The sequence below is a fragment of the Cyanobacterium sp. T60_A2020_053 genome (assembly GCA_015272165.1).
Taxonomy (GTDB): Bacteria; Cyanobacteriota; Cyanobacteriia; order Cyanobacteriales; family Cyanobacteriaceae; genus Cyanobacterium.
In genome coordinates this window covers 1-26,082 of the sequence record JACYMF010000004.1, presented here as the reverse complement: position 1 = coordinate 26,082, position 26,082 = coordinate 1, and the positions used below count along the sequence as shown (strand labels likewise).

Genomic DNA, 26,082 nt, shown 5'->3' with positions numbered 1-26,082 from the left:
TCCTGTCATAAAACTTTTTCCTTCATTATAAATCATCTCATAAAAATGCAACGCCTAAACTACAGTAATAACCTAAAACCTTTGCTACTATTTAACTTTGGCTGGTTTGCCTAAAGTTGGTGAAAACATAGGGCATTGATTGTATTACTATTTAATATTTAGGCTAAAAATAATGAAAGTTAATCAAGATAGACTGAGACAATGGGTTAATTTCATAGCCATCCTATCTGCCTTTGGCTTCAATATCTGGGCTAACATCGTCCCTTGGAAGGGATTGACAATCGGTGAAATTTCGACTACCTTTTTCCCCAATGTACTGATTATTCCTGCTAACTATGCTTTTGCTATTTGGGGACTCATTTATTTAGGATTAATCAGTCTAGCTATTTACCAAGTTTTACCAACTCAAAGCAATAATCCTCGCCTACGCCAGATGGGCTACTATTTAGCTATTAGCAGTTTGAGCCAAATAATTTGGCTATTTCTTTTTCAATCTCAATTATTTGCCCTATCAGTTATAGCAATGGTCGGCATTTTGATTCCTTTAATTCTCCTCTACCTGAATTTAGGCATTAACTTAACAAACCTTCCTTCCTCACAAAGATGGTTGGTCAATTTTCCCGTCAGCATCTATCTCGCTTGGATTAGTGTAGCCACTATTATCAACGTGGCTTCGGCTCTGGACATAGCAAATTGGAATAGCTGGGGAATTAGTCCTCAAGTTTGGACAGCAATCATGATGGTAGTAAGTGCGGTTATAGGAGTAATAGTCACTTGGCAACGCAGGGATAGCATTTATGGCGGGGTTTTTGCTTGGGCTTATGTCGCACTCGCCTTGCGACAAGGGCAAAATCCCACTCTTGCTGTGATGGCTGGTGTACTAGCTGGACTGCTGATACTTGTTATCAGTATTAGGAGACTAAAGAGGAAAAGAATTTAATTGGTGAAAATCAAGCTGTTAAGAGTTAGATTTTCTGGTCGTGCATTAGACCTCTCCAGAAATTCTAGTTTATCTATAGGGATCATAAATAAACTATTACTAATTTATAAAAACAATACTTAAATTGATTACTAAAATAATTATTGGAGATGTCTATTAGTTAGTGAATTGAAAATTTTACCCCTTAGTTCCTCTTGACATTAACCATTGAGTTAACCCCGGAAACCAACTATAAATCGATGTCATCAGCGCCCCTGAACCCACAATAACTGATGGAGAAGGATGTTGAACTACTTCCCAGATTGCTTTGGCTACATCTTCTGGTTGACTAGCTAGAGGACTTTTGAGCATTTCTTTCATCTGTTGGCGCATGACATCTTCCTGTTGCTCATTTCCCGAACGAAAAACTGCCCTTGACAGAAAATCACTATTCGTCACTGAAGGATGGACACCGCACACCTGAATCCCTTTTGGTTCTAATTCCAAACGCAGTGTCTCTGTCAAGCCCGTGACAGCGTATTTGCTCGTACAGTAAGCCGTCATGTTAGGTAAAGGCATTTTCCCGCCAAACGAGCCAACATTAACGATAGTGCCTTGTTTACGCTCTAAAAAATGGGGAAGTAGGGCATAAATGGGATAAATATAGCCCCAGAGATTGACATTCAGTATCCGTTGCCAATCTTCTAAGGTAGTCTTTTCCATTGGTGCAGTCATGCAGATACCTGCATTGTTAATCAGTAAGTCAATATGACCAAACTTAGTCAATGCTTTGTCCATCAGAATGTTGACTTGCTCTGAGTCAGTCACATCACAGGCAATAGGTAAGGCTTTCACCCCTAGAGACTCAATTTCTTGAGCAACTGAACTCAAACGCTCAAAAGTACGCGCGGCGAGGACAATATTATAGCCTTTACTGGCAAATAGCTTGGCTGTGGAGCGACCAATCCCTTGAGAAGAACCCGTAATTAATACTGTAGAAACCATTTTATATATTTGTCGCAAAAACATTAGCACTACTTACATAAGTTTACACAACCATGAAGCACAATAACGACATTCTTAATTTTCAATGCTGGTGGATTGATGGTGGTGCGGTATCACATTCCCTAACTTGATTTTATGGTAGTATGAGCTAGTCAGCGTGGGACAGTTAAACCAAATTTTTAATTTGCTTGAAACAGTAGTGAGTGTTGCTAATGGATAAAAGAATTATTTCACTGTTGCCAAGTGCCACAGAAATTGTCGTGGCTCTCGGATTGATGGAGGCTTTAGTCGGGCGCTCTCATGAATGTGACTATCCAAGGGAAGTTGGCAAGTTGCCCATCTGTACTGAAGCGAGGTTGAATTCCAAGAAATCGAGTCGGGAAATTGATGCTGATGTGCAGTCTCTCTTACAATCAGCCGTAAGTATCTATGAACTGAAAACAGATGTGATAGAACAACTACAACCGACTCACATTATTACTCAGGATCAGTGCGATGTTTGTGCTGTCAGTTTCCCAGAAGTAGAGAAGGCGGTTGCATTGTTGATTTCCAGTCAGCCTCAAATCATCTCCCTACAACCGAATTTACTTAAAGAAGTTTGGGCAGACATTGAACGAGTTGCCCGAGTATTAGATGTTCCTTGTGAACCAGTTTTACAACAATTACAGGGAAGAGTTCAAAAGATAGTCTCTCAAACAGAAACCTTGTCAGAAGATAACCGTCCGACTGTGGTGGCTTTGGAATGGACTGAACCTTTAATGGGAGGGGGAAATTGGATTCCAGAGTTGATAGAAATGGCTGGGGGCAAATCCTTATTGGGCAAGAAAGGGGAACATTCACCTTATCTAACTTGGGATACCTTATCTCAAGCAGACCCTGAAGTAATTATTATCATGCCCTGTGGCTTTGATTTAGAGAGGACTCGTCAGGAATCTCAAATGTTGACCAGACACCCTGACTGGAACAATTTACAAGCAGTTAAGCAGGGGAAAGTCTTCATCACTGATGGGAATGCTTATTTTAACCGTCCGGGTCCTCGTTTAGTTGATTCTTTGGAAATCTTGGCTGAAATTTTCCATCCAGATGGCTTTAATTTTGGCTATCAGGGAAAGGCTTGGCAACTCTGAAATAGATAAGAATGATAATCAGGTCAGGAATAAGTTTGTGGATGATACCCAAGCACAACAGGGTAGGTTAATCATCACTGCAAATGGCTATCAACCAGCCTATATCACTATTCCTAATCCTATGTACGGCTATTGGGAAAATGGACTATATGATGCTGAAGAGTATGGTAAATCATCAATTTGGGATTTAACACCAGAGCAAAAATCAGCACAAAGGATAAAATCACTAATCACATGGAGCAACAGATGAGCCTAGAACAACTACAACAACCAATTATCGGCGATGTCATCAAGGCATTAAGACTAGAACTAAAGTTATCCCAAGAAAAGTTTGCTAGTGAATTGGGGGTGTCCTTTAGCTCCCTCAATAGGTGGGAAAACCATCGCACTATGCCCTCTATTCTAGCTATGAAGATACTTGACCAACATTTACAGCAATTAGATGATAGGGGTAATCAGATATTACAGCAGACATTAGCTAACAAGTAGTAAGGATGAAAGTAAAAGAAATTATTAAAATCATCGAAAAAGATGGTTGGTATTTAGTCAGAACTAAAGGTAGTCATCGACAATATAAGCATGGTGAAAAAAAAGGATTAGTGACAATAGCGGGTAAATTATCTGATGATTTAGCGTCCGGCACGGCTAATAGTATTTTTAAACAAGCACAAATGAAATAAAGGAGTTAATTTTATGCGTTATGCCATTGTGATCGAAAAAGCACCATCTAACTATTCAGCCTACTGCCCTGATTTGCCGGGCTGTGTAGCTACTGGTTATACCATTGAGGAGGTAAAAAAAGAAATGACAGAAGCAATCTCCTTTCACCTCGAAGGACTGCGAGAGGAAGGTTTACCCGTACCTTTACCACTGTCCTTAACTGATTATATTGAAGCTAGTTAACTAAGGAATTAAAATGATTAAAATTATTGTTGTCTGTTTGTTGGTATTAATGGTCAATCTTCCCGTGTCCGCAAATGAAAAACCAAAACCCACTAATCAACCACCATTACCTGCCTGTGTGCGTACGGACTGTGATTGTAAGGACTTTAAAACCCAGAAGGAAGCTCAAAGAGTGCTAGATGCTTTCCCTGGCGCCCCCCATAAGTTAGACCGTGACAAGGATGGTATTGCCTGTGAAAGACTAAGATAATAAGGAATTAAACAAAATGAGTAAAACCATCGTCATAACAGGAGTAAGCAGGGGATTAGGAAAGGCATTAACAGAGCAGTTAATCAGTCTTGGTCATACTATCATCGGTTGTTCCCGTTCCCATGATGCTGTCCACAGCTTACAACAGCAGTATCCTGACCATTACTTTACAGTAGTTGATATTGCTGATGATACACAGGTTAAGGCATGGGTACAGTCTTTTAGTGACACTCCTGATTTAGTGATTAATAATGCAGGGATTATCAACCAACCAGCGCCCCTCTGGGAAATCAGTGCTGATGAGTTCTCGTCTGTCATGGATGTGAATGTTAAGGGTACAGCTAATGTTATCCGTCATGTTGTGCCACTGATGTTAAAGGAAAAGCAGGGGATTATCGTTAATCTTAGCTCAGGGTGGGGCAGGTCAACATCCCCCGAAGTAGCACCCTACTGTGCATCAAAATGGGCAATAGAAGGACTGACGAAAGCATTAGCCCAAGAATTACCGTCAGGCATGGCAACTGTAGCACTGAATCCGGGTGTTATCTATACTGAGATGCTAAAGATTTGCTTTGGTGATGAAGCTCAACACTACCAAACAGCTAAGGCATGGGCAACCAAAGCAGTACCATTATTGTTGAAGTTGTCGGCTCAACATAATGGACAATCATTAACAGTGAATTAAGCATAATTACTGATAGCGTTGATAAAGTTCTAATGCCCCTTGCTGATGTCTTTCTCGTAAATGCAGAGGAGAAATAACTTCCACACAACTACCATAACTCTGTAACCAAATCAAAAATTCATTAAGAGAACGGGGGGGAAGGTTAATCATATAATCAGTAAATAAAGTTTGACTATTACTTTTATCTTTATGAACTTTCATTGTCTGTTTAGGATGCCTCAAATCACCCTCAATAATTAAATCAGCTACAGGAGGATAAAATCTTACTTTAATCTTTTCTAAAGTTAACTTTCCCCTTAATTCTAGTTCCTGTTCTTCTAAGTTACCTAAGTTTAATCCCCAACCATTAGTTAATAATTGTTCTACTTTTCTTAAAGATTCTTTTTGTGCTTCGATGTTTCTTCCTGCTGATGATAGTAGTCGAAAATAATCACTAAAGCGATTAACTCTACCCATAATTAATTGACCATTAGCACAATTTTCATAGATTAAATACCATGCAATATTATAATAAATTAACTGCAAGGGAATAACAATTTCTATGCCAACATGACCTTGATTGTAATAATCTTTTTTACGACTGATTTCAATAGCTTGTCCTTTAATAATAGCCTGTTCTAAAGCAGAAAGATGATGATATAAAGTATGCTGATTATTTCCTTTTAATATCATTTCTTCAGGGTTTGTATAATTGATAGCACGATTAAGATTCCTTTTTACAGGGTAGAAAAAATCATCTTTTTTCTCCAGTTTTAATCCTCTAATTCTTTTCTCTAATTGTCCATAAATTTTCTTAGCAGTAGCATCACCCTGATAATTTGCCATTGAGTCTAAAGCATCAAAGGCGACTTTCAATTCTGATTTACTCATTACCCCTGTACCAACATAATAACCCCAGCGATACATTCTCTTTTCTAAAACACCATACTCTCTCAAAACTTCTATATCCTTCCTTAAAGTGGCAATAGCAGGAGTTTCTAGGTCAATTTGCAAATCTTCAGCCATTTTAATAATGTCTTCCTGTAATTGTTGTACAGGATTAATACAATCATCATCAACTGAGTAGGGATAATTAATAATGGTTGTAATTAATAACATTAATCTTTGGAAAGACTTGAGGTCACTGTGGCGATGTAGGTAAGGTTTCTTTGCCATTTTAATTAAACATAATATCCACAATTATATCCAAAGTTCAGCATTCTTTTACAGTATAAATATTTGAGAGGGAAAACTTAGTTTTATCAATATTATCAAATTGCTGTTTTTCTTATTAGATTAAGTGATGATCTAATTAAATAAATACTGTAAGACCAATGAATTATCGCCTCAAAGGAAGTTTAATCAAAAATATTGCTTCTGCTTTTATGAATGGCTTAATCACTTTAACCCTACTTTTGATAGCGCCCCTCGGACTAGCTTCTGTCATTACCAATACCATCGCCATCAGTATTTCTACCTTCGTAGTAACAATGGCATTTGACGTTGTTGCCCTCTGGCTACAGCAATCTCCATATTTAGACCGACCATTGGAGAGAGAATTTTCTCAGAAGTTGAGAGAAAATCACCCTAATTTAAAACGTAGAGATGACTAATAATGAAAACAGTATATAGCAATTATTATGAAGATTAGGCACAAGACAATCACGAAGTGATCCCCCTAAATCCCCCTTAAAAAGGGGGACTTGAGAATAATCAACGTACCTCAATCATCATGAAAACAGTATATATTTCCCAGCAAGGATGCTATTTATGTCTAGACCAAGAGCAAATTCTGGTGAAAAAGAATAAACAGGTCATTAATGAAATTCAGTTGCCACTGGTAGAGCAAATCCTTATCTTTGGTAAATCTCAACTAACTACTCAATTAATCAGAAAGTGTTTATGGCAGAATATCCCTATTCTTTATCTGTCCAGAATGGGTTATTGCTACGGCAGGATTATCAGTATTGAAAGGGGTTATCGTCAATTATCCCGTTATCAACAGCAAATAGAATTTTACGAGAAATTAACTACAGCTAAAATTATTATCTCAGCAAAAATTAATAACTCAAAAATCATTATTCAAAGGCAACAAAGAAGAAAATCAAACCTAGAATTACAACAGGTTATTGATAGTTTAAGCTATCTACAAAACCAAGCTGAAAAAGCTGATAGTATTGAAAGATTATTTGGTTATGAGGGCGCTGGTGCATCCACATATTTCTCTGCTTTTGGGCAATGTTTAAGCAATCCTGATCTCGTCTTTTATTCTCGTTCTCGTCGTCCACCCGGAAATGAAATAAATGCCTTGCTTAGTTTCGGTTATCAAGTGCTATGGAATCATCTCTTGTCTTTGATAGAATTGCAAGGGTTAGACCCATACTACGGTTGTTTGCATCAAAATAATGAACGTCATGCTTCTTTAGCTTCTGATTTAATGGAAGAATTTAGGGCTGGAATTGTTGACTCTTTAGTGCTTTATTTAGTTAATAAAAATATTATTAAAGCTAGAGAGGATTTTAGTTTTCGTGATGGTGGTTGCTACTTAAATGACAATGGCAGAAGGAAATATTTACAAGCATTTGTGACTAGGATGGAAGAAATAATTACTAATGATTTAGGAGAGAAACAACCAAGATGGGATTTATTGATGCAACAGGTGAAAAAGATTAAACAATTCTTCTACAATCCAGCTATGGGTTATCAACCTTATTTACTAAGATGATGTTTTACCTTATTTGTTATGATATTGCCGATGACAAAAGAAGAAACAAAATAGCAAGTATTCTGGAAGGCTATGGGTCAAGAGTGCAATTTAGTGTCTTTGAATGTGTCCTCAGTGGTAAGCAATATCAACAACTGCAACAAAAACTAAAGAAGATTTTTAAGAAGGAGGAAGATAGTTTAAGATTTTACTGTATTTCTCGGCACACTCTTAATAATATTGAGGTATGGGGAGTTAACTCGGAAATAACGGAGGCTTTTTCTTCTGTTATTGTTTAGCGACGGATAATGAAAATGCCCTCAAACGACCATTTCTCATATTATCCCTCGATGTATAGCTATATAAGGATTTCAGACATTATTCTTGGACAAAAAAGATGATTATGGGTTATAATCTTGCTATCGTTCGCAAACTGCTTCTGGAGCTATTGCTCGACAAGCGTTTCAGAGACGGCTCTCTCTCTTAATGGGGGAAAATACTTGAATGGAAACAATGGAGGTGTATGATGACGGACAAGATTTTTTTTGTCACTCTCTCTTAATGGGGGAAAATACTTGAATGGAAACATTAGATAAAAAATAGATATGAAATTATTAAATAGCTCTCTCTTAATGGGGGAAAATACTTGAATGGAAACTTGCTATTCCTATCTCAGAACGATGACGATATTTAGTCTCTCTCTTAATGGGGGAAAATACTTGAATGGAAACTTATGACTTAACTGTGTTGTCAAGAGCCAAGATTGTAGAGAGCTCTCTCTTAATGGGGGAAAATACTTGAATGGAAACCATATAGCACCTGTCGTAATCGGAGATCATAATCAAGCTCTCTCTTAATGGGGGAAAATACTTGAATGGAAACAACCCTAACTTTGATTAGAAATCAAAGTAATTAAACTCTCTCTTAATGGGGGAAAATACTTGAATGGAAACATAAAATAATGGGGTGAAATTCCCCATTAAACAATAATAACTCTCTCTTAATGGGGGAAAATACTTGAATGGAAACATAAAAAGCCAAAAGGATTAAAAGCAACAATATTGTTATTCTCTCTCTTAATGGGGGAAAATACTTGAATGGAAACACAACTCTTCTACGCATCGTGCGTGAGATTCTTAGCCCTCTCTCTTAATGGGGGAAAATACTTGAATGGAAACTTCAATATCTTCATCACACCAGTCGTATGGTGATCCACTCTCTCTTAATGGGGGAAAATACTTGAATGGAAACTAAAAACGTGGTTGTTAATATTACTGGCAGCGATGCTCTCTCTTAATGGGGGAAAATACTTGAATGGAAACTAAATATAGGGGCTGAATTAGATGAGTATGAAGCCTCTCTCTTAATGGGGGAAAATACTTGAATGGAAACAAGTAATTTTCTGTAATAAGTGTTTATAAATAATTAATTCTCTCTCTTAATGGGGGAAAATACTTGAATGGAAACACTAAGATGGAAGTAATCCTACTATCTACAGTGTAAACATTACTCTCTCTTAATGGGGGAAAATACTTGAATGGAAACCAAACTTTGATGAAACTTTTGTAGCTTTTCATGCTTTCTCTCTCTTAATGGGGGAAAATACTTGAATGGAAACACTATTCATGATGAAATTATCCTAGAGGCTAATGAGGAGACTCTCTCTTAATGGGGGAAAATACTTGAATGGAAACTTAATTAATTCTTCTAGATTATGATTACCTAGTAGATAATCACTCTCTCTTAATGGGGGAAAATACTTGAATGGAAACTGTATATACAAGGGATGTAAAGTAATGACAACTAATACATTACTCTCTCTTAATGGGGGAAAATACTTGAATGGAAACATTATAAATATTAATTACATTAGGAGTACAATTGAAAACTCTCTCTTAATGGGGGAAAATACTTGAATGGAAACCAGCTTTTAAAGACTGGAAAGAAACAAGATGGAGAAATGGGACTCTCTCTTAATGGGGGAAAATACTTGAATGGAAACACTAACTGCTGTCAGCATTGGAATGGCGTGGGTAAATCCTGCTCTCTCTTAATGGGGGAAAATACTTGAATGGAAACGCCTTATACAAAAATCTTAGATTTTTTTAAAGACCTTGTCCTCTCTCTTAATGGGGGAAAATACTTGAATGGAAACTTTAAGTACAACGCTTAGTGTACCATTATTTTTCGTCTCTCTCTTAATGGGGGAAAATACTTGAATGGAAACTTCCTACTTCCGTTTTTACTCAATATAAAAATATTGCTCTCTCTTAATGGGGGAAAATACTTGAATGGAAACAACAAATACCACTAGCAGTTTTGGGAATTTTGGAACAGTAACTCTCTCTTAATGGGGGAAAATACTTGAATGGAAACTATGTGGTACTTGGAATAGAGGAAATTGGCATTTTACTCTCTCTTAATGGGGGAAAATACTTGAATGGAAACTGTTACAGCAAGATCAGCTACTTCTTCATTATTAGTCTCTCTCTTAATGGGGGAAAATACTTGAATGGAAACTTTCCTCTCTTCAGTAAGTGTAAACCCAATGCCCCGCTACCTCTCTCTTAATGGGGGAAAATACTTGAATGGAAACCTTCTTCTGTAAGTTCAACTTTTAAGTCATAATCTTCTCTCTCTTAATGGGGGAAAATACTTGAATGGAAACTGTTTATTTTTTAGCTTTTTCAGCCTCGATAGCCTTCTCTCTCTTAATGGGGGAAAATACTTGAATGGAAACAACTTTTTATAATCTATTTTGTTCTCAAGTTTATTATTATCTCTCTCTTAATGGGGGAAAATACTTGAATGGAAACCATTTTTACCCCTAATCGCAAGTTTCATGACGTGTACCGATAACTAACTCTCTCTTAATGGGGGAAAATACTTGAATGGAAACGTGAGTAAAAGCAGTTGGAGTAAGATATTCACTCCATTCTCTCTCTTAATGGGGGAAAATACTTGAATGGAAACAAAATTTGACAACCCAAGATGGTTAGAAAAACATGAACGCTCTCTCTTAATGGGGGAAAATACTTGAATGGAAACGCTAAATCTGCTAAAGGAATTACAAAACTATCAGCAGTTACTGCTCTCTCTTAATGGGGGAAAATACTTGAATGGAAACTTCCCCTTGTTGCCACTGTGGGAAAATAAGACGTTTTGGACTCTCTCTTAATGGGGGAAAATACTTGAATGGAAACAAAAAAGACCAGTACGTGGGTATCTTTCGTACTCCTATGCTCTCTCTTAATGGGGGAAAATACTTGAATGGAAACTCTCTTCCTGATTTAGTGGCACAAATTGAAAAAATACTCTCTCTTAATGGGGGAAAATACTTGAATGGAAACAACCCTGTGCCTCGTCACAAGCCTCCATGAAATCGTCAACTCTCTCTTAATGGGGGAAAATACTTGAATGGAAACAAATTCTTCCTACGGGTTGCTCTGTTTCGCCATCTTCCCTTACTTCTCTCTCTTAATGGGGGAAAATACTTGAATGGAAACAAGACGGGCAATCGCTCGTATGACAGGAAAAAGATTATTTACTATCCAGAATTTGTTCTCTCTCTTAATGGGGGAAAATACTTGAATGGAAACAGTACAACGGTACATGGCAGTATGACGAGTCCGAAACTCTCTCTTAATGGGGGAAAATACTTGAATGGAAACTACAAATGGATTGGTTCAGGGAGCGATGGGGATACAGAGTTGCTATCGACTCTCTCTTAATGGGGGAAAATACTTGAATGGAAACAACTGTTTTTGTAACTGGGTCTTCTAATCTATGTACACACTCTCTCTTAATGGGGGAAAATACTTGAATGGAAACTCACAACGTCGCGCTGAAGCCATGAAAGACTTGGTGATTGTGGTCACTCTCTCTTAATGGGGGAAAATACTTGAATGGAAACTTGAAATAATTATGGGGTGGAGACTCACAAAAATTAATACTCTCTCTTAATGGGGGAAAATACTTGAATGGAAACCAATCAATAACAGTAGTGCCTTCTTCATAACTAAGCCCACTCTCTCTTAATGGGGGAAAATACTTGAATGGAAACCTGCTCTCCATCTAACTTCGCACTGAAGAATAAAGAACTCTCTCTTAATGGGGGAAAATACTTGAATGGAAACACCCATTGGGGTTTATGGTTCGAATCTAGGTAATAGTGTACTCTCTCTTAATGGGGGAAAATACTTGAATGGAAACCTTTAGATAGGTTAGATTAATCTTGGGATAAGTCTATTACCTCTCTCTTAATGGGGGAAAATACTTGAATGGAAACTTCTCTTTCTTTTATAATTTATTTATCTCTTAATAGTTATAAAACTCTCTCTTAATGGGGGAAAATACTTGAATGGAAACATACTTAGGCTATCTGTTAAGTTGTACTTCCAAGCCAACCAACTCTCTCTTAATGGGGGAAAATACTTGAATGGAAACTACCTACTCTAAAGATACTGACTTAGCTACCTTTGCAACTCTCTCTTAATGGGGGAAAATACTTGAATGGAAACCTCGGAGTTAGTGGAGTATTCCATTGGTGAGCAATCTCTCTCTTAATGGGGGAAAATACTTGAATGGAAACTCGCCCGCCGTCAGGATCAACCCCGATGGCGTCCCGCACCCGGTCGATCTCTCTCTTAATGGGGGAAAATACTTGAATGGAAACTTTAATTCTTTGGGTAGTGCTGTCTTAATGATCCTATGGTACTCTCTCTTAATGGGGGAAAATACTTGAATGGAAACTCCTTGTGGTTGGTCGAGAACAGCCAGCGCTGGACGAAGCTCTCTCTTAATGGGGGAAAATACTTGAATGGAAACATCTATATAAACAGCTCGACCTATTTAACATCCATGAATACAATAATTTAATTGGGGAACTTACTTTCCTCGAATACGAATTTGAACTCTCTCTTAATGGGGGAAAATACTTGAATGGAAACGTCTCAAGAATTGAACTGATGAAGTCATTTAAGCGAGGTTGACTCTCTCTTAATGGGGGAAAATACTTGAATGGAAACCACCGTGTAACTATCTTTGTCTTCTAAATCGCAACACAGCTCTCTCTTAATGGGGGAAAATACTTGAATGGAAACTAGTATGTTGTTAACTGCTGGAGTAGAAGTAAAAACCCTCTCTCTTAATGGGGGAAAATACTTGAATGGAAACTCTGGAAAAGAACTCTCTGACAATGTTGGAGAAAGCTCTCTCTTAATGGGGGAAAATACTTGAATGGAAACTATCTAATGTAGAGTCGTTAAATTGTTCTATATACTGCTCTCTCTTAATGGGGGAAAATACTTGAATGGAAACTCCAAAACGTTCATTTTTTTAAGCCAAGAATCCTGAGCTACAGTTCTCTCTCTTAATGGGGGAAAATACTTGAATGGAAACCGTTCTTGTTACGGGCTATGAAAAGCTCCCTTAAATTCTCTCTCTTAATGGGGGAAAATACTTGAATGGAAACAATAATTGGGGATACAGTTAGCATCAAAACACTCCCAAAAACAATCTCTCTCTTAATGGGGGAAAATACTTGAATGGAAACTAACTGAGTTAAGTTGATGTCGAGGCTAACACGTGCTCTTTCTTCAGCTCTCTCTTAATGGGGGAAAATACTTGAATGGAAACAATAGTTATGAGCCAAATTCGGTAGTGTCAGACTTGTTCTCTCTCTTAATGGGGGAAAATACTTGAATGGAAACCTATAACAGTGGCTATAACGATTCAGTCGTACAAAACTCTCTCTTAATGGGGGAAAATACTTGAATGGAAACTCCCCTACTAAGTCAATCGACATTAAAGTAAGTATCCTCTCTCTTAATGGGGGAAAATACTTGAATGGAAACAACTCTTTAATTTTTTGGGTAGTGCTGTTTTTATAACTCTCTCTTAATGGGGGAAAATACTTGAATGGAAACTTTAATTGGTCACTGGTCGTGTAAATCATTTTTTTTCCTTCTCTCTCTTAATGGGGGAAAATACTTGAATGGAAACCAAGATAGCCTTTTAGTGGAGGACTTTAGTCCTGCTGTAAAACCTCTCTCTTAATGAGGGAAAATACTTGAATGGAAACTTTAAAATTATTACCTAGTTTATCCGACCAGCTATACTGTCTCTCTCTTAATGAGGGAAAATACTTGAATGGAAACTCTCTTTGCACCGATACTTCATATAGCTTTCTTTCGTAACTCTTCTCTCTCTTAATGAGGGAAAATACTTGAATGGAAACACTATGACTCATGCACCAAGCTCGCATACCTCCTCGAGTATCTCTCTCTTAATGAGGGAAAATACTTGAATGGAAACCCTAGTTAACCAATACACACTAACCATGACTAACTTAACCTCTCTCTTAATGAGGGAAAATACTTGAATGGAAACACTTTGAAGGGCATCGGATAGGGCTTATTGGTTTTGTCTAGTCTCTCTCTTAATGAGGGAAAATACTTGAATGGAAACATAAATCCTTAAATCGCTGGGATGACTTCCAATATGCAGATGCTCTCTCTTAATGAGGGAAAATACTTGAATGGAAACAAGGTAAAATGCCCCCTTATGTATTTGATAAGGTTTTCCTCTCTCTTAATGAGGGAAAATACTTGAATGGAAACTTTTATTTTGATTTAATTTTTGGTTTTTAATCTCCGCCTCTCTCTTAATGAGGGAAAATACTTGAATGGAAACTTGTAACTAAGTTAATATCAAATAGTTTAATAACTTGTTTACCTCTCTCTTAATGAGGGAAAATACTTGAATGGAAACTGAGATAGGATTACTGTATTTATTGTTTTGTGGGTTATACCACTCTCTCTTAATGAGGGAAAATACTTGAATGGAAACTGTAGATTTTGTTTTCACTAACATAATGACGAGCTTCATCTTCCTCTCTCTTAATGAGGGAAAATACTTGAATGGAAACATTTCAAGTGCCTAAAATACTTGCAATACCATTTAATCTCTCTCTTAATGAGGGAAAATACTTGAATGGAAACAAGATAGTAGCTAGAATATCGAGGTTATCGTGCCATGTTACTCTCTCTCTTAATGAGGGAAAATACTTGAATGGAAACAAAATAGTTTGGTTATCTTTAATTTCTATATCCACTCTCTCTCTTAATGAGGGAAAATACTTGAATGGAAACAGGGACTGAGCAAAAAGGTAACTGGAGCGAGCGATGTGGTATTCCTCTCTCTTAATGAGGGAAAATACTTGAATGGAAATGAAAAGTCATAATTTTATTATTTTTACTGTGTGTTAGGTCTCTCTCTTAATGAGGGAAAATACTTGAATGGAAACATGGTTAAACCCGTAGCAGTTTGAAATACAGTCAGAGGAAACCTCTCTCTTAATGAGGGATACCTGTTAAAATCACCAAAAATAATATTCATTAGAATAAAGCTGATAACTCAATAAGTGGCTTAATCTCTAAGATATAGTTACCTAAAAAAAAAAGTTATCAATATTATCAAAAGTTGTTCAGTGTTTACCTTTGTCAGTTAAACTAGAAGTATCAAAAGAAAAGGAATAAACAGAGTGGCTCAACCATATTGGCAGTCAAAGATTTGGGGATTACTCCATGACCCCATTTTAAAACCACTACATAGCAATACAGGCAGAGGATTAAATAGTTTTTGGCAACAATTAGGAGTGATGAATGATTGGGTAGAAAATAAACTAAACCCTGAAGAATCCTCCAAAAAGATTATGAAGCATATCAAATTAGCCGATTTTCTAACTTCGGCTAGTGATAGGGGTGCTATTGGTAGCGTGACAGCTTTTGTTAACTATGACAAGAATGGTTTACAAGTGTCTCATTTACTTTCAGGAGAAAAACTTAATCTCAAGATTAAACAACACGAACAGCTAACAAGTAATCGTCCTGAATATTTAACTGAGCAAGAAAACCAATTATTTAATACCATTCCCCAAGACTTGAGGGAAAATCGAGATGATGCGGAAAAAACGAAGGAATTGTACTGGTGGTTATGGCGTTGTCTTCCTGAAGCCGTCTGTCAGCAATTTGATGATTATTCACTCTTAATATCTCCTGCAGAAACTCGTTTACCTGATAGTAGTATTTGGAATCACGCTAGTTTAACTTCCGCAATGGCTGGAGCATTAGCTGGATACAGTTTAACTACTGAAGAAATCAAAGGAAATTGGTCAAAGAATAAAGGATTATCTCATCCTTTTTTAACAGCTTTCACTTTCTCCCCTATTCAAGAGTTAATCAAGGCTAGTCGTAAAATGCGTGACTTCTGGGCTGGTTCATGGTTACTACATTATCTTAGTGCCAAAGTAAGCTGGAAATTAGCACAAATATATGGTCCAGATACTCTGCTTTACCCTAGTTTATTTCAACAACCATTAATAGACCATTGGTTATTGGAAAAATACCCTGATTTTAAGCAGTGGATTAAGCAACCCGATGGGAGAAAGCTATTAACTGCTGGTTTTCCCAATGTAATTATCCTTATCTTACCCGAAGAAAAAGTAGCTTCTGCCATTGAGACGGCCAAAAATGAGTTATTGCAAGGGTGGCGTGAGGTAAGTCATTTAGTCTTTGACTATTTACAACATCCTCAAAATGGAGAGAAGCCTTGGTTAAAAGGATTATCAGAAAACAGTAATACTTGGCAAGGATGGTTAGATTCTCAATGGCAAACCTACTATACGGCTGTGCCTATTGGCAAGAAAGAGATAGATTTGAAAAGCAGTGAACTTTTTAAGGATGGTCAAATTGTCGAGAATCCTCAGGAAGATAAGAAGTGGATTGGTATTCAAAATCAGGCTTATAACTTAGTGGGTGAGAAGGCTTTATTTTTAGAGAAAGAACTAACATTTTTACAAAAGGCTGGAAAAGTTCGCCTAGATACTTGGGGCAGGTATCCGTCTAGTGCTAATGTAGGTTCATGGTGGGCGGCGATTTTTGACCAAACTAGGTTAGCTTTAGCTTCTGTTAAAAATGCTCGTAGTTGGGAAATACCAACAGCTTTTGGTGAAAGGTCAACAGTATCAGGTGTTGGGGCGGTAGTACATCCAGAGGGCGATAATAATAATGATTGGTTAAGTGAAGGACAAACTAAGCAGTATTGGCAACGCCGTGCTGGTTTATTTGATGGTAGGGAAAAGCTAAATGCTACAGAAACAGTGAAAAGAGGTTTACATAAGATATTACCTGACTTATTAGGTTTAACAGAAGACCAAATTAATGCTTCTTATCCTGATTTAACAGCAGGAGTAGCCGGATATTTAAAAACAGGTACAGCACAAAATTTACAACATTTTCAGCAACTTTGTTCTAAGGTATCTCAAAAAATTATTACTGACCAGAAAAAGATTCATCCTAGTGTTACTCAAGCATGGGGCATTCCTTGGATTGATAATCATAATGATAAAAAATATCGTCAGTATCACCCTCGTTTTCTTAATGCTGGTTGGTTAGTAGAGGAATTAGACACTGAGGAAGATGTCACCTATAGACAGACATTACAACAGGAAATCAGCCAATCTTATCCTGCTAATAACCCTGCTGATTGGTATGTGGTGGGTGCTGGGGATGGTGATGGCATGAGTGAATGGTTAAAAGGAAGTAAATTAGTCAATTATCAAGACTATATTGCCCCAACTTTAGCTGAAAAGATGACGAAGAACCCTGTGGCTCAAGAGTTTAGTGAGTTTATTAAGTTACAGAAAAGGATGGGTCCATCTACCCACAGCGCCCTCAGCCGTGCTTTACTAGACTTTTCTAACCAGTTAGTACCTTACTTAACAGAGGAAAGATATGCAGGAAGACTGATTTATGGTGGTGGTGATGATGTTTTAGCTTATTCAAACCTATGGGAATGGGATAATTGGTTATGGGATTTAAGACAATGTTTTAAAGGTGAAAGTGACCCTCATGGTGAATTTACTAACGAGGGAGACTATTGGCAATGGCAAAACACCACAACTATCCCCGACTCTGTGTCACCTCGCCCGTTGTTCACGATGGGTAAGAATGCCACCATTAGTTTTGGTATTATTATTGCCCATCATTCTGTACCCATGGCAATCGCCCTTGAAGAAATGTGGGAAGCAGAAGAAGAAGCTAAAGAACATTACTATATGGATAATGGTAAGAAAATTACTAAAGATGCTGTACAATTAAGGGTAATTTTCGGCAATGGTAATGTATTAAAAGCAACAGCTAAATTTACTGTATTTCAACAGTGGCAACAATTATTAAATAATGAGTTTGAAGCAAGTATTTTTGAACTATCAGCTAGTTGGTGGAAATCTCACCCAGCGCCCTCAGAACTTGCCATAAAAGACTGGGTAGCTCATTTTATAAGGAGTAGAAATATTAATAAAGATCAACAGGAAAAGCTAGAAAATTGTCTAAATGCTTTTTTAACAGAAATGTGGATAATGACACTGCCAAACTTAGTTAATGACGAGATTATTAACTGGTTCAAACTAGCATCTTTTATGATTCGGAAAAGAGAAATAAAAATTAATTAATTACTACCTATGTCTTGGTTTACCATAACCCCCCTCGATGTTTTGCTGTTCCGTGATGCCAAACCCTTTACACCCGGTGAAAGAGCATGGGCTGGAAGTATTTTCCCACCTAATCATCATGTGGTGGTGGGCGCTATCAGAAGTTTACTGCAACAAAATTATTTACTACACCTAACAGGAGTATTTTTAGCTCATCATGACCAAGCAAATGTAACTCTTTATTTACCTAGTCCATTAAACTATATTGGCTCAAAAATGCTTCACCCTTTAGAGTGGCAGAAAGACCATTGTTTAAATCATATCTACTGGGAGAAAACTAAACCTTGCCCTTTAATTCCAATCAAAGTAATTAATGATAATTCACCAGAAGAAAAAGAGGATAAAAAAAGGAGATATTTACCTAGTGATGTCATGGCAAATTGGCTTTCTACAGGACAAATAAAAGAGAAAGATTGGCTAATACAACAGAAAGGAGAATACCAACCATGGACAGTGGAAACACGCTCTCATAACAGCATTGAAACAGGGACAAAAGCTGTTAAAGATAGTGATGGTTACTTTGTAGAAAACTGCATTAGAATGTTCCCTAATTGGTCATTAGCTGTGAACATAGAACTACATAGTCAACCGAAGCAAAACTTAAATATACCAGCAGAAGGTACTATCATCAAATTTGGTGGAGAAGGACATCGGGCGCTGTTAAAACCATGTTCTCAGTTAGCACAGCAGTGGGATAAATTAGTTAAAATATCACAATATAATCATAAACAAAGAAGAAAATCTTTAGCTTATTTAGCGACTCCAGCTATCTTTGAAAGAACCCAAAATAATATAGCTAAATGCCGTCCTTATCCTTGGGAATGGAAACTAGCACATAAAGCTAATCAAAACCAGAGAGAAGGTAAATTAGTTAGTGTAGCCACAGAAAAACCATTGGTAATTAGTAATCGCTTTCAAAGTAATAATAATAGTATTCCAGCGCCCCAAGTCTTTGCTTCTCCTGCTGGTACTGTATTCTATCTCAATGAACCAGACACTTTATTTCAGGACACAGACAAAGCCCCAGATAAGGTAAAAAAATGGCGTAGCTTAGGCTATGGAGAATTACTCTGGCTTCCCTACCAAGAGGAGTAAACATAATGGAGAAAAGATTAAATTCAAGCTAGTTTATTTAACTATAGAAGTCGCAATATTTGGACTATTTGGATTAACCATTAATTGACGGCTAATAGGAATAATAATTAAGTCCATATCTTCCATTGGAATTGCTCCTAGTAATACTTGGTCTCCCATCACTAAAGCACCCACAAAACCAATTCTATTTTTAAACTTAATTTCAATAGGACCAACATAACTAATTAACCTTCTACTACCATCAGCTAATGTTACCTCTTTTTTACTTGCCTCTGCTAATTCTAACTGTATGCTTATATGTTCTGGGATACATAAATGAACCGCCCGAGAGTCTGCCAAAGCCTCCACCTTAATAGGTTCTAAATCACTTTTGCTAGGGTTTCTTAATTGAATTTCACTGAATACTAAACCCATAATTGTTACTTTTATTACCAGTCAATTTACTACATTATATGTCACAAAAAATGAATCAAACTTACCTTTATTTATTTGCACCATTGCACACAGGCGGTACAACCCAAGAAGGAAATTTAGTTGGTATTGCCAGAGAATCTCATACTAATTTACCTTACATTCCTTCCAGCACCATCAGAGGTAAATTAAGGGCTACTATTACTGACAAAACCACAAAATTTCAACTATTTGGCAATGAATTAGGAGATAATAATGCCCAACTAGAACAAGGTGATATTTGGATAGGAGATGCCTCTATTTTATGCCTTCCTGTACCTTCTTTAAGTCATGGTATTGTGTGGATTACTTCACCTTTATTATTACATCGTTGGGCAAGGTGTCAAGAAAAGTATCAAAAAAATTCTTTAATAATTCCTGATGTTTATAGTTGCAGTTTTAAAAGTAATAATAATCTTTACTTAAAAGATGCTATTTTCCAAGCAAATGACTTAAAAGAGTGGACAAATTGGCAAGATTTTATTCCTAAAGATGCTATTACCAAACCTGTTGATAAATTATTAGTATTACCTGACCAACATTGTTCTACCTTAATTGAAATGAGCTTATGGCGACAGGTCAAAATTAAGTTAGATGGACATAAAGCAGTGGATGGTGGTTTCCGTTATGAAGAAGCAATTCCTCCCGATACCCTAATGTACTATACCAATGGTACAACCAGTAAAAGTAATGGTAGTAGTCGCAATTCCCTGACAGAATTAAACAAATTAATTAAGGAGAATAATATTATTCAATTTGGAGGACAAGAAAGTTTAGGACGTGGTTTTTGTCAGCAATGGAATTAAAATTCATTAAATATTAATAAAGGAGTAAATCATGGTAAATTTTGACACTAGAACAATCAGTAGTCCTGTTTATAGTACATTAAAAACATTAAGAGAAAAGACAAAAGATGAGAGTAAATGTAAGGAACAAAAGAATCAGGCAATCGAACTTTATACTTACTTAGCTACATGGGGATTAATGCGACTTAAAGCTGAAGAAAAAGCCCTTAGTCAAGATCAAGAGGGAAAAAAACAAGTAGTCAAAAAGTATTTTCAATGTTTAGAAGATATATCATCTCAACAAGATTTAGCAGGGGATAATGGCTTGGAAACCATCAAGAATTTATCTTCTGATAATTATTTAGGTTTAACAGGATTAGGGTTGCAAATAGCTAATGAATTTGCCTTTTGGGCTAATGCTATTTACCACGATGTAAGTGGTGATAATTAAATATTATTCTTTCCTTTACCTTTATAACAATTACACAAAATTATGACTAATACCCCTCAGCGCCCTTCACCACCAAAAAGTAAAGCCTTCACTCGCCCTCAACCTCGACCAAATAATAATCAAGGAGGAGGTAATAGAGAAGGAAATAACCGCCCGAATGATAATAGTAATCCCATGCCTAACCCTTGGCTATTAGCTGAAAAGCCACCCATTGATAACTCCGCAGGTTTTACTGAATATCTGCGGTGGATGAGAGAAGCTGATAGTCCATATAAAGATGGTAAAAAGGTAGAAATATTGCAGAAGATTCAAGATAATTGCCAACACTATCATAGCCGTTTAACTATTCTCAACCAGCGCACGTTACACATGGCGGATATTGTCTTTGAGGCACAATCAACATGGCGTATTAGGGTAGGTGGACATCGAGGCGTAGAGAATATCCTTTTACCTGCGTTTGATGCTTTAGGAATGCCCTATCTCCCTGCTAGTAGCCTTAAAGGGGTTGCTCGTAACTATGCCATTAGGGAAATCATCAAAAATGAAAGTTTGGCATGGCAAGAAGCAGAGAAAAAAATCGCCCCTTACTTTGGTTCAATTAATACTGATAATAAAGCTAATCAGATGGGAAAAATAGTTTTTTTTGATGCTTACCCCAAAGAAGGATGTTTAGAAATGGACATGGCAAATAACATCTGGACTTGGCAAGATAATAACCTCAAATATGCCCCTAATCCTAACCCTTTTTTATCCCTTAAAGATGCTACTTTTGTAATAGGTTTAAGATTAGCTAGTAATTGCCAAAACAAAGCTATTTTAGAGCAAGTAAAAAGCTGGTTAATAAAAGGTTTATCAGAAGGGGTGGGAGCTCAAGTTAATAGTGGTTATGGGCAATTAACCAGTAAAGAAGATAAAGAAGTATCAAAATCTGAATTTTTAAGAGTAGGACTAGCGTGGGAAGGACAATTAATTCACGGTTATCAAGCCTTTACTAGATGGAATCAAAATAATCATGGTAATTGGCAAATGAGAGGACAAGCTAAAGCAGAGGTAAGACCTATTGCCTTAAAATCAATGTTGAGATACTGGTTTAGAGCTTTTGCATTAGGGGTATTACCAGCAAATGAAGTACAAGAATGGGAAGGAAGGTTATTTGGTAGTATTAGCCCTCATCAACATCGTGGTTATATTCAATGTAATATTTTAGAAGGTGATTTAGTCCAAAGAGAAGCCCGAAATAAAAATGATGAACCCGGAGAACAAGAAGGTATTTTAACTTTAAGCTATTCTTCAGAAACTGCTGTTAATCAACAGGCAAATATTAAACAGTTAATGGAAAATTTAACATGGATGATGATTAATTTAGGAGGAATTGGACAAGGTTCAAGAAGACCTTGTTATTCTCGTGAAAATCGTCAGTATGCCCCTTGGTGGCGTGGTTCTACATTCTTCGTTGATAGCAGAGATTCTTTTTGGAAAACAGGTGAAACAGTGAAAGAATTTCATAGTAAATTTAAGGAAAGATTAACTACTTTTTACTCAGCTTTAGGTCAGTTAACCAATAAAACAATTAACTATAGAAATCCTCGTAATAATGGGCAAGTAACAAGGGAAGATTGGCAGGAAGCTATTGATATTAACTGTAAAATTATAATTTGTTCAGGAGCAGAAGACTTTAATAAACCTTATGCCCTAGCGACATTACATTCTCAAGAATTAAAAAGAAATAATGATTATGATGGTGACTTGTGTGGAAAAGTGCGAGGAGGTGTAAAACCTTCCCCTGTATGGGTAACAGACGGTGGAAATCATCAAGTAGTCACAGTATTTGGTGCTACTCAAAACCCACGCCAAAGATTCTTACAAATACTAAAAGATAATGCCACTCAATACCACCAAATATTCCCTTTTAATTAATCATGAAGAAAACTATTTTAATTGCTACTATTGGTACTCGTGATTTAGCCTTATATTGTGAAGACTATCATCAACAGTGGTTAAATCTTGGCAATGCTTTTCAAGGGAGTATTGACCAAAAAGAAAGTCAAGCTATCAAAGTACAATATCAACTAGGAGTAGAAGATAATTTTCGTAATGTTACTAAATACTTAGCAGACAATTGGCAAGACTACCAGGATAAAGTTAAGCCAATTATCATTGGTAAATTAATTGATGATTATCGAGATAAAATCAAAACAGTTTACTTAATTGTTACTAATCAGGAAGGGGTTGCTTTGCCTAGATATTGTGAAAAAGATACTATTTATTCAGGGGAAATAATCAAGAAATATTTACAAAAAAATTATGATTTTGAAGTTAAAGTATTATCACAAGGACAAAAAGATGAAAATCCTGCTAACTTTGAACAAATGTTTAAATGGTGGCAAAGTTTTTGGAGTGCGGTCGACCCTAATAATAAAAAAAATGTAGATTTATTATTATGTTTAAAAGGTGGAGTTAATCAATCCTCTGAGGCGGCAAGAATTACTGCTATTACTAGATTTGAAGAAAACGTTACTTTTTTTGATTTTGAAGAAAATATAGCAGATAATTTACGAGGAAATCCATCTCCTTATACTGCACCTTTTAAAGGAGTTAACTATCTTTGGAGTCGCAAACAAGGGGAGGCTTTAAGTTTATTAGAAAGGCACGATTATCAGGGAGTAAATTCTATTTTAGAGCCTTATTATCAAGATAGTAATAATAAGGATATTCGCAAGTTAAAACTTTATTTAAGTAAAGCAATTAAGTGGAATATTACTGATTTTGATACTTTTATTAGTGGTTTACAACAGATACCAAATAATAATTGGTGGTGGAGGGGTTATGAATCTGCTTATCTCGGTTTTGTGCGTTTTAAACAGGGGAATAATATTGAGGCTTTTTTCCATACTTTTCGTGCGATCGAAGGCTTAATGAGTGAGTTAATTACGGTAAGATATAGAGATTATATCATTGCGAAAAAAGGTGATGCACCCTATTTAAGCTCAAAAATTTGCGATAAAAATAGCCCTTTTCCAGAATTTAAAAATCAGCGTGGTTTATTTAATCAAGATGGTAGAGTTTATCTATATGGTGGGGGGTTATATTCTTTGGTAAAAATTGTTTTACCTCATATCGAAAATGAGCAAAATTGGCAACGTTTTGAGCATATTAAAGAATGGCGTAATCGCATTTTTCATCGCTTAATTCATTTAGAAAAGGGTCATTTATTTAATGTTTGTTGGGAGGTTAAAAATGAACAGGAATGGATAAATAAAGTGATGTACTATTTAAACTATCTTTCTGGGCAAAGTTTTGAGACATTAGAAGATGCTAGTTTAATGGGCAAATATCACAGTCAAATAACAGAACTCATTAACAAATACATACCCTAAGTCAATTTAGTGTGGTTGCAGTAGCGAATTGAGTTTGATTTCCTCGAAGCATTGACCAAGGGTAATTCCCCGTTCTATTTCCCACCACTGCCCCGTATGTCTGAAATAAGCAAGGTTAAAACTATCAACATTAACATACTCCAAACGGGCAAACTTGTCTTCAAAAGAGTCATTAACCCTGTCAGGGTCTGTTAATCGAGAAATAGAGCAGAAATAGTAATAATTGCGATACCACTTGCCAAATATATCTTCTACATAAGACCAACGTTCAGATGGTTCTGTAACAAATTGGGGTTTTAATTCGTTGTCAATTAGTTGCTGACATTGTGTCGTGATAATTTGTTTCTGTGTTTCAGGTACTTTCGGTTTTGCTGGTTTGGCTGGATTATAAGCTCATTTTCTTTTATTGACCATATTTTTTCTGTTTTTGTCTGACAGAGGTTGTTAATTTGGTATATTCAATGTATAAATATTAGCAAATTAACAAAGATGATTACCCAAAAGATTACGAAATGGGGCAATTCATTGGGCATTAGAATACCTCAAGCCATCACTCAGCAAATTAAATTAACAGAAGGGGCATTATTGAATATCAGCATTGAAGATAATAAAATCATTCTTACCCCCACTAAACCAAAATATACCTTAGAAGAGTTATTGAAAAATAGCACTGCTGAAATGCAACATGATGAACTAGATTGGGGCGAACCAGTAGGAGAGGAAAATTGGTAAAAATTAATAATCACATTCTCCAACTTGGTGATATTATCAAACTTGAGCTAAACCCTCGCACAGGCAGTGAACAATCGGGCTATCGTCCTGCTTTTGTGGTATCACCTGTTGCCTATAATCAAGTCTCTAAAATAATATTAATTTGTCCCATTACCAGTCGTCAAAAAGGATGGGGTTTTGAAGTGCCATTACCACCAAAAATGAAAACTCACGGGGTGATACTGGTTGACCAAATTAGAGCAGTTGACTGTATTGCTAGACAAACTACTTTTGTTGAAAAATCTCCACTATCACTGATAGATGAAATTTTAGCCAAATTAGCGCCTTTAGTTAGCTAAAACACTAGCAGAATTAGCACATCAAGCCCAAGAATTGAAGCTAGGCTATGAATAAAATTAACAGTATTTTTCAGCTAAGAAAAGTAACTGCTGTCCTTGATTCTTGTGTGCTTTTTCCTGCCCAACTCAGAGATATGTTTATGCACTTAGCATTAAAAGGAGTTTTTCGTCCCAGATGGAGTGATGAAATTCATAATGAGTGGATTAAAGCAGTTTTAAGCAATCGCCCTGATTTAAGCAATCAACAATTACAAAGAACTCGATTATTAATGGATTCTAATGTGATTGGTTGCCTGACCACCAATTATGAGCATTACATTCCTAATATTGATTTACCAGATGTAAAAGACCGTCATGTAGTAACAGTTGCCATTAAATCAAGTGCTGACGTAATTGTTACATTTAATCTTAAAGATTTCCCCACACAGGAGTTGAATAAGTATGACATTATTGCCTTGCACCCTGATATTTTTTTTGAGCAATTATTAGTCAATCATACCGCGACATTTATCAGCGCCCTTGAACAACAAATAGAAATGTTAAAGAATCCCCCTATTTCTAAACAAGAATTTATCAGAATTTTGCACAACAGTAGATTACCCCAGACAGCCACTAGATTAGAAGTATTGGGATTGAAGTAACTTTAGGGCAATAACTGTCCTAATACCCACCTTCCGCACTTCATCTGGTAATAAATTATAGTACACAAAGAAAACACCCTATTGGTAAT

At 36.5% G+C, this 26,082-nt stretch carries 23 protein-coding genes and 2 CRISPR repeat arrays; of the genes, 20 read left to right on the top strand and 3 right to left on the bottom strand.

Going from position 1 to position 26,082, the window contains the following annotated elements; genetic code table 11:
- Positions 1 to 172 precede the first annotated feature (172 nt).
- A complete protein-coding gene (locus IGQ45_00320; GenBank protein ID MBF2055671.1) occupies positions 173 to 940 on the top strand; it encodes a tryptophan-rich sensory protein in 768 nt (255 codons plus the stop codon).
- Between the two features lie 177 nt (positions 941 to 1,117).
- On the opposite strand, the gene IGQ45_00315 is transcribed toward IGQ45_00320, so the two are convergent.
- The gene (locus IGQ45_00315; GenBank protein ID MBF2055670.1) at positions 1,118 to 1,924 is read right to left on the bottom strand and encodes an SDR family oxidoreductase; all 807 of its coding nucleotides are present in this window, start codon (positions 1,922 to 1,924) and stop codon (positions 1,118 to 1,120) included.
- 212 nt (positions 1,925 to 2,136) lie between these two features.
- Here IGQ45_00315 and IGQ45_00310 point away from each other — a divergent pair, with 212 nt between their 5' ends.
- Genes IGQ45_00310 through IGQ45_00280 form a run of 7 tightly spaced genes read left to right on the top strand, consistent with a single transcriptional unit; the run spans position 2,137 to position 4,889 of the window.
- Positions 2,137 to 3,051 carry a cobalamin-binding protein gene (locus IGQ45_00310; GenBank protein MBF2055669.1) on the top strand — a complete coding sequence of 305 codons (915 nt, stop codon included), beginning with the start codon at positions 2,137 to 2,139 and terminating at the stop codon, positions 3,049 to 3,051.
- Complete coding sequence (locus IGQ45_00305) at positions 3,008 to 3,301, top strand: hypothetical protein (protein ID MBF2055668.1); 294 nt, start codon at positions 3,008 to 3,010, stop codon at positions 3,299 to 3,301. The genes IGQ45_00310 and IGQ45_00305 overlap by 44 nt, the downstream gene beginning before the upstream one ends.
- Positions 3,298 to 3,540, top strand: a complete 243-nt coding sequence (locus IGQ45_00300) for a helix-turn-helix transcriptional regulator (GenBank protein ID MBF2055667.1) — start codon at positions 3,298 to 3,300, stop codon at positions 3,538 to 3,540. Before IGQ45_00305 ends, IGQ45_00300 begins: the two co-directional genes overlap by 4 nt.
- A 5-nt stretch (positions 3,541 to 3,545) precedes the next feature.
- Entirely contained in the window at positions 3,546 to 3,731 is a 186-nt protein-coding gene (locus IGQ45_00295) for a type II toxin-antitoxin system HicA family toxin (protein ID MBF2055666.1), read from the top strand.
- Positions 3,732 to 3,744: 13 nt separating this feature from the next.
- Positions 3,745 to 3,954: a type II toxin-antitoxin system HicB family antitoxin gene (locus tag IGQ45_00290; GenBank protein MBF2055665.1), complete on the top strand. Its 210-nt coding sequence runs from the start codon at positions 3,745 to 3,747 to the stop codon at positions 3,952 to 3,954.
- 49 nt (positions 3,955 to 4,003) lie between these two features.
- A complete protein-coding gene (locus tag IGQ45_00285; GenBank protein MBF2055664.1) occupies positions 4,004 to 4,204 on the top strand; it encodes an excalibur calcium-binding domain-containing protein in 201 nt (66 codons plus the stop codon).
- Positions 4,205 to 4,220: 16 nt separating this feature from the next.
- Positions 4,221 to 4,889, top strand: a complete 669-nt coding sequence (locus IGQ45_00280; protein ID MBF2055663.1) for an SDR family NAD(P)-dependent oxidoreductase — start codon at positions 4,221 to 4,223, stop codon at positions 4,887 to 4,889.
- A 6-nt stretch (positions 4,890 to 4,895) separates the two neighbouring features.
- Here IGQ45_00280 and IGQ45_00275 read toward each other — a convergent pair whose 3' ends face one another.
- A complete protein-coding gene (locus tag IGQ45_00275) occupies positions 4,896 to 6,044 on the bottom strand; it encodes a WYL domain-containing protein (GenBank protein MBF2055662.1) in 1,149 nt (382 codons plus the stop codon).
- A 158-nt stretch (positions 6,045 to 6,202) separates the two neighbouring features.
- Between IGQ45_00275 and IGQ45_00270 the strand changes: the two genes are divergently transcribed.
- The 5 genes from IGQ45_00270 (at position 6,203) to IGQ45_00250 (ending at position 19,219) form a co-directional block, all read left to right on the top strand.
- Entirely contained in the window at positions 6,203 to 6,481 is a 279-nt protein-coding gene (locus IGQ45_00270) for a hypothetical protein (protein ID MBF2055661.1), read from the top strand.
- Positions 6,482 to 6,600: 119 nt separating this feature from the next.
- Complete coding sequence (gene cas1 / locus IGQ45_00265) at positions 6,601 to 7,593, top strand: CRISPR-associated endonuclease Cas1 (GenBank protein ID MBF2055660.1); 993 nt, start codon at positions 6,601 to 6,603, stop codon at positions 7,591 to 7,593.
- A complete protein-coding gene (cas2, locus tag IGQ45_00260) occupies positions 7,590 to 7,871 on the top strand; it encodes a CRISPR-associated endonuclease Cas2 (GenBank protein ID MBF2055659.1) in 282 nt (93 codons plus the stop codon). Before cas1 ends, cas2 begins: the two co-directional genes overlap by 4 nt.
- Positions 7,872 to 8,048: 177 nt before the next feature.
- Positions 8,049 to 12,399: a CRISPR direct-repeat array (repeat unit 36 nt; unit sequence CTCTCTCTTAATGGGGGAAAATACTTGAATGGAAAC).
- Between the two features lie 86 nt (positions 12,400 to 12,485).
- Positions 12,486 to 14,956: a CRISPR direct-repeat array (repeat unit 36 nt; unit sequence CTCTCTCTTAATGAGGGAAAATACTTGAATGGAAAC).
- A gap of 159 nt (positions 14,957 to 15,115) precedes the next feature.
- The gene (cas10, locus tag IGQ45_00255) at positions 15,116 to 18,085 is read left to right on the top strand and encodes a type III-B CRISPR-associated protein Cas10/Cmr2 (GenBank protein MBF2055658.1); all 2,970 of its coding nucleotides are present in this window, start codon (positions 15,116 to 15,118) and stop codon (positions 18,083 to 18,085) included.
- Between the two features lie 9 nt (positions 18,086 to 18,094).
- A complete protein-coding gene (locus IGQ45_00250; protein ID MBF2055657.1) occupies positions 18,095 to 19,219 on the top strand; it encodes a CRISPR-associated protein Cmr3 in 1,125 nt (374 codons plus the stop codon).
- Between the two features lie 33 nt (positions 19,220 to 19,252).
- Here the strand turns inward: IGQ45_00250 and IGQ45_00245 are convergent, their stop codons facing one another.
- A complete protein-coding gene (locus tag IGQ45_00245) occupies positions 19,253 to 19,633 on the bottom strand; it encodes a clan AA aspartic protease (GenBank protein MBF2055656.1) in 381 nt (126 codons plus the stop codon).
- Positions 19,634 to 19,683: 50 nt separating this feature from the next.
- Here IGQ45_00245 and cmr4 point away from each other — a divergent pair, with 50 nt between their 5' ends.
- The 7 genes from cmr4 (at position 19,684) to IGQ45_00210 (ending at position 25,993) form a co-directional block, all read left to right on the top strand.
- Complete coding sequence (gene cmr4, locus IGQ45_00240) at positions 19,684 to 20,475, top strand: type III-B CRISPR module RAMP protein Cmr4 (GenBank protein ID MBF2055655.1); 792 nt, start codon at positions 19,684 to 19,686, stop codon at positions 20,473 to 20,475.
- 31 nt (positions 20,476 to 20,506) lie between these two features.
- Complete coding sequence (locus tag IGQ45_00235; protein ID MBF2055654.1) at positions 20,507 to 20,905, top strand: hypothetical protein; 399 nt, start codon at positions 20,507 to 20,509, stop codon at positions 20,903 to 20,905.
- A 42-nt stretch (positions 20,906 to 20,947) separates the two neighbouring features.
- Positions 20,948 to 22,822 carry a type III-B CRISPR module RAMP protein Cmr6 gene (locus tag IGQ45_00230; protein MBF2055653.1) on the top strand — a complete coding sequence of 625 codons (1,875 nt, stop codon included), beginning with the start codon at positions 20,948 to 20,950 and terminating at the stop codon, positions 22,820 to 22,822.
- Positions 22,823 to 22,824: 2 nt separating this feature from the next.
- Positions 22,825 to 24,282, top strand: coding sequence for a hypothetical protein (locus tag IGQ45_00225; protein MBF2055652.1), 1,458 nt, complete (start codon positions 22,825 to 22,827; stop codon positions 24,280 to 24,282).
- 489 nt (positions 24,283 to 24,771) lie between these two features.
- Entirely contained in the window at positions 24,772 to 25,014 is a 243-nt protein-coding gene (locus tag IGQ45_00220) for an AbrB/MazE/SpoVT family DNA-binding domain-containing protein (protein ID MBF2055651.1), read from the top strand.
- A complete protein-coding gene (locus IGQ45_00215) occupies positions 25,008 to 25,352 on the top strand; it encodes a type II toxin-antitoxin system PemK/MazF family toxin (GenBank protein ID MBF2055650.1) in 345 nt (114 codons plus the stop codon). The genes IGQ45_00220 and IGQ45_00215 overlap by 7 nt, the downstream gene beginning before the upstream one ends.
- 47 nt (positions 25,353 to 25,399) lie before the next feature.
- Complete coding sequence (locus tag IGQ45_00210; GenBank protein MBF2055649.1) at positions 25,400 to 25,993, top strand: PIN domain-containing protein; 594 nt, start codon at positions 25,400 to 25,402, stop codon at positions 25,991 to 25,993.
- Positions 25,994 to 26,082: the final 89 nt, after the last annotated feature.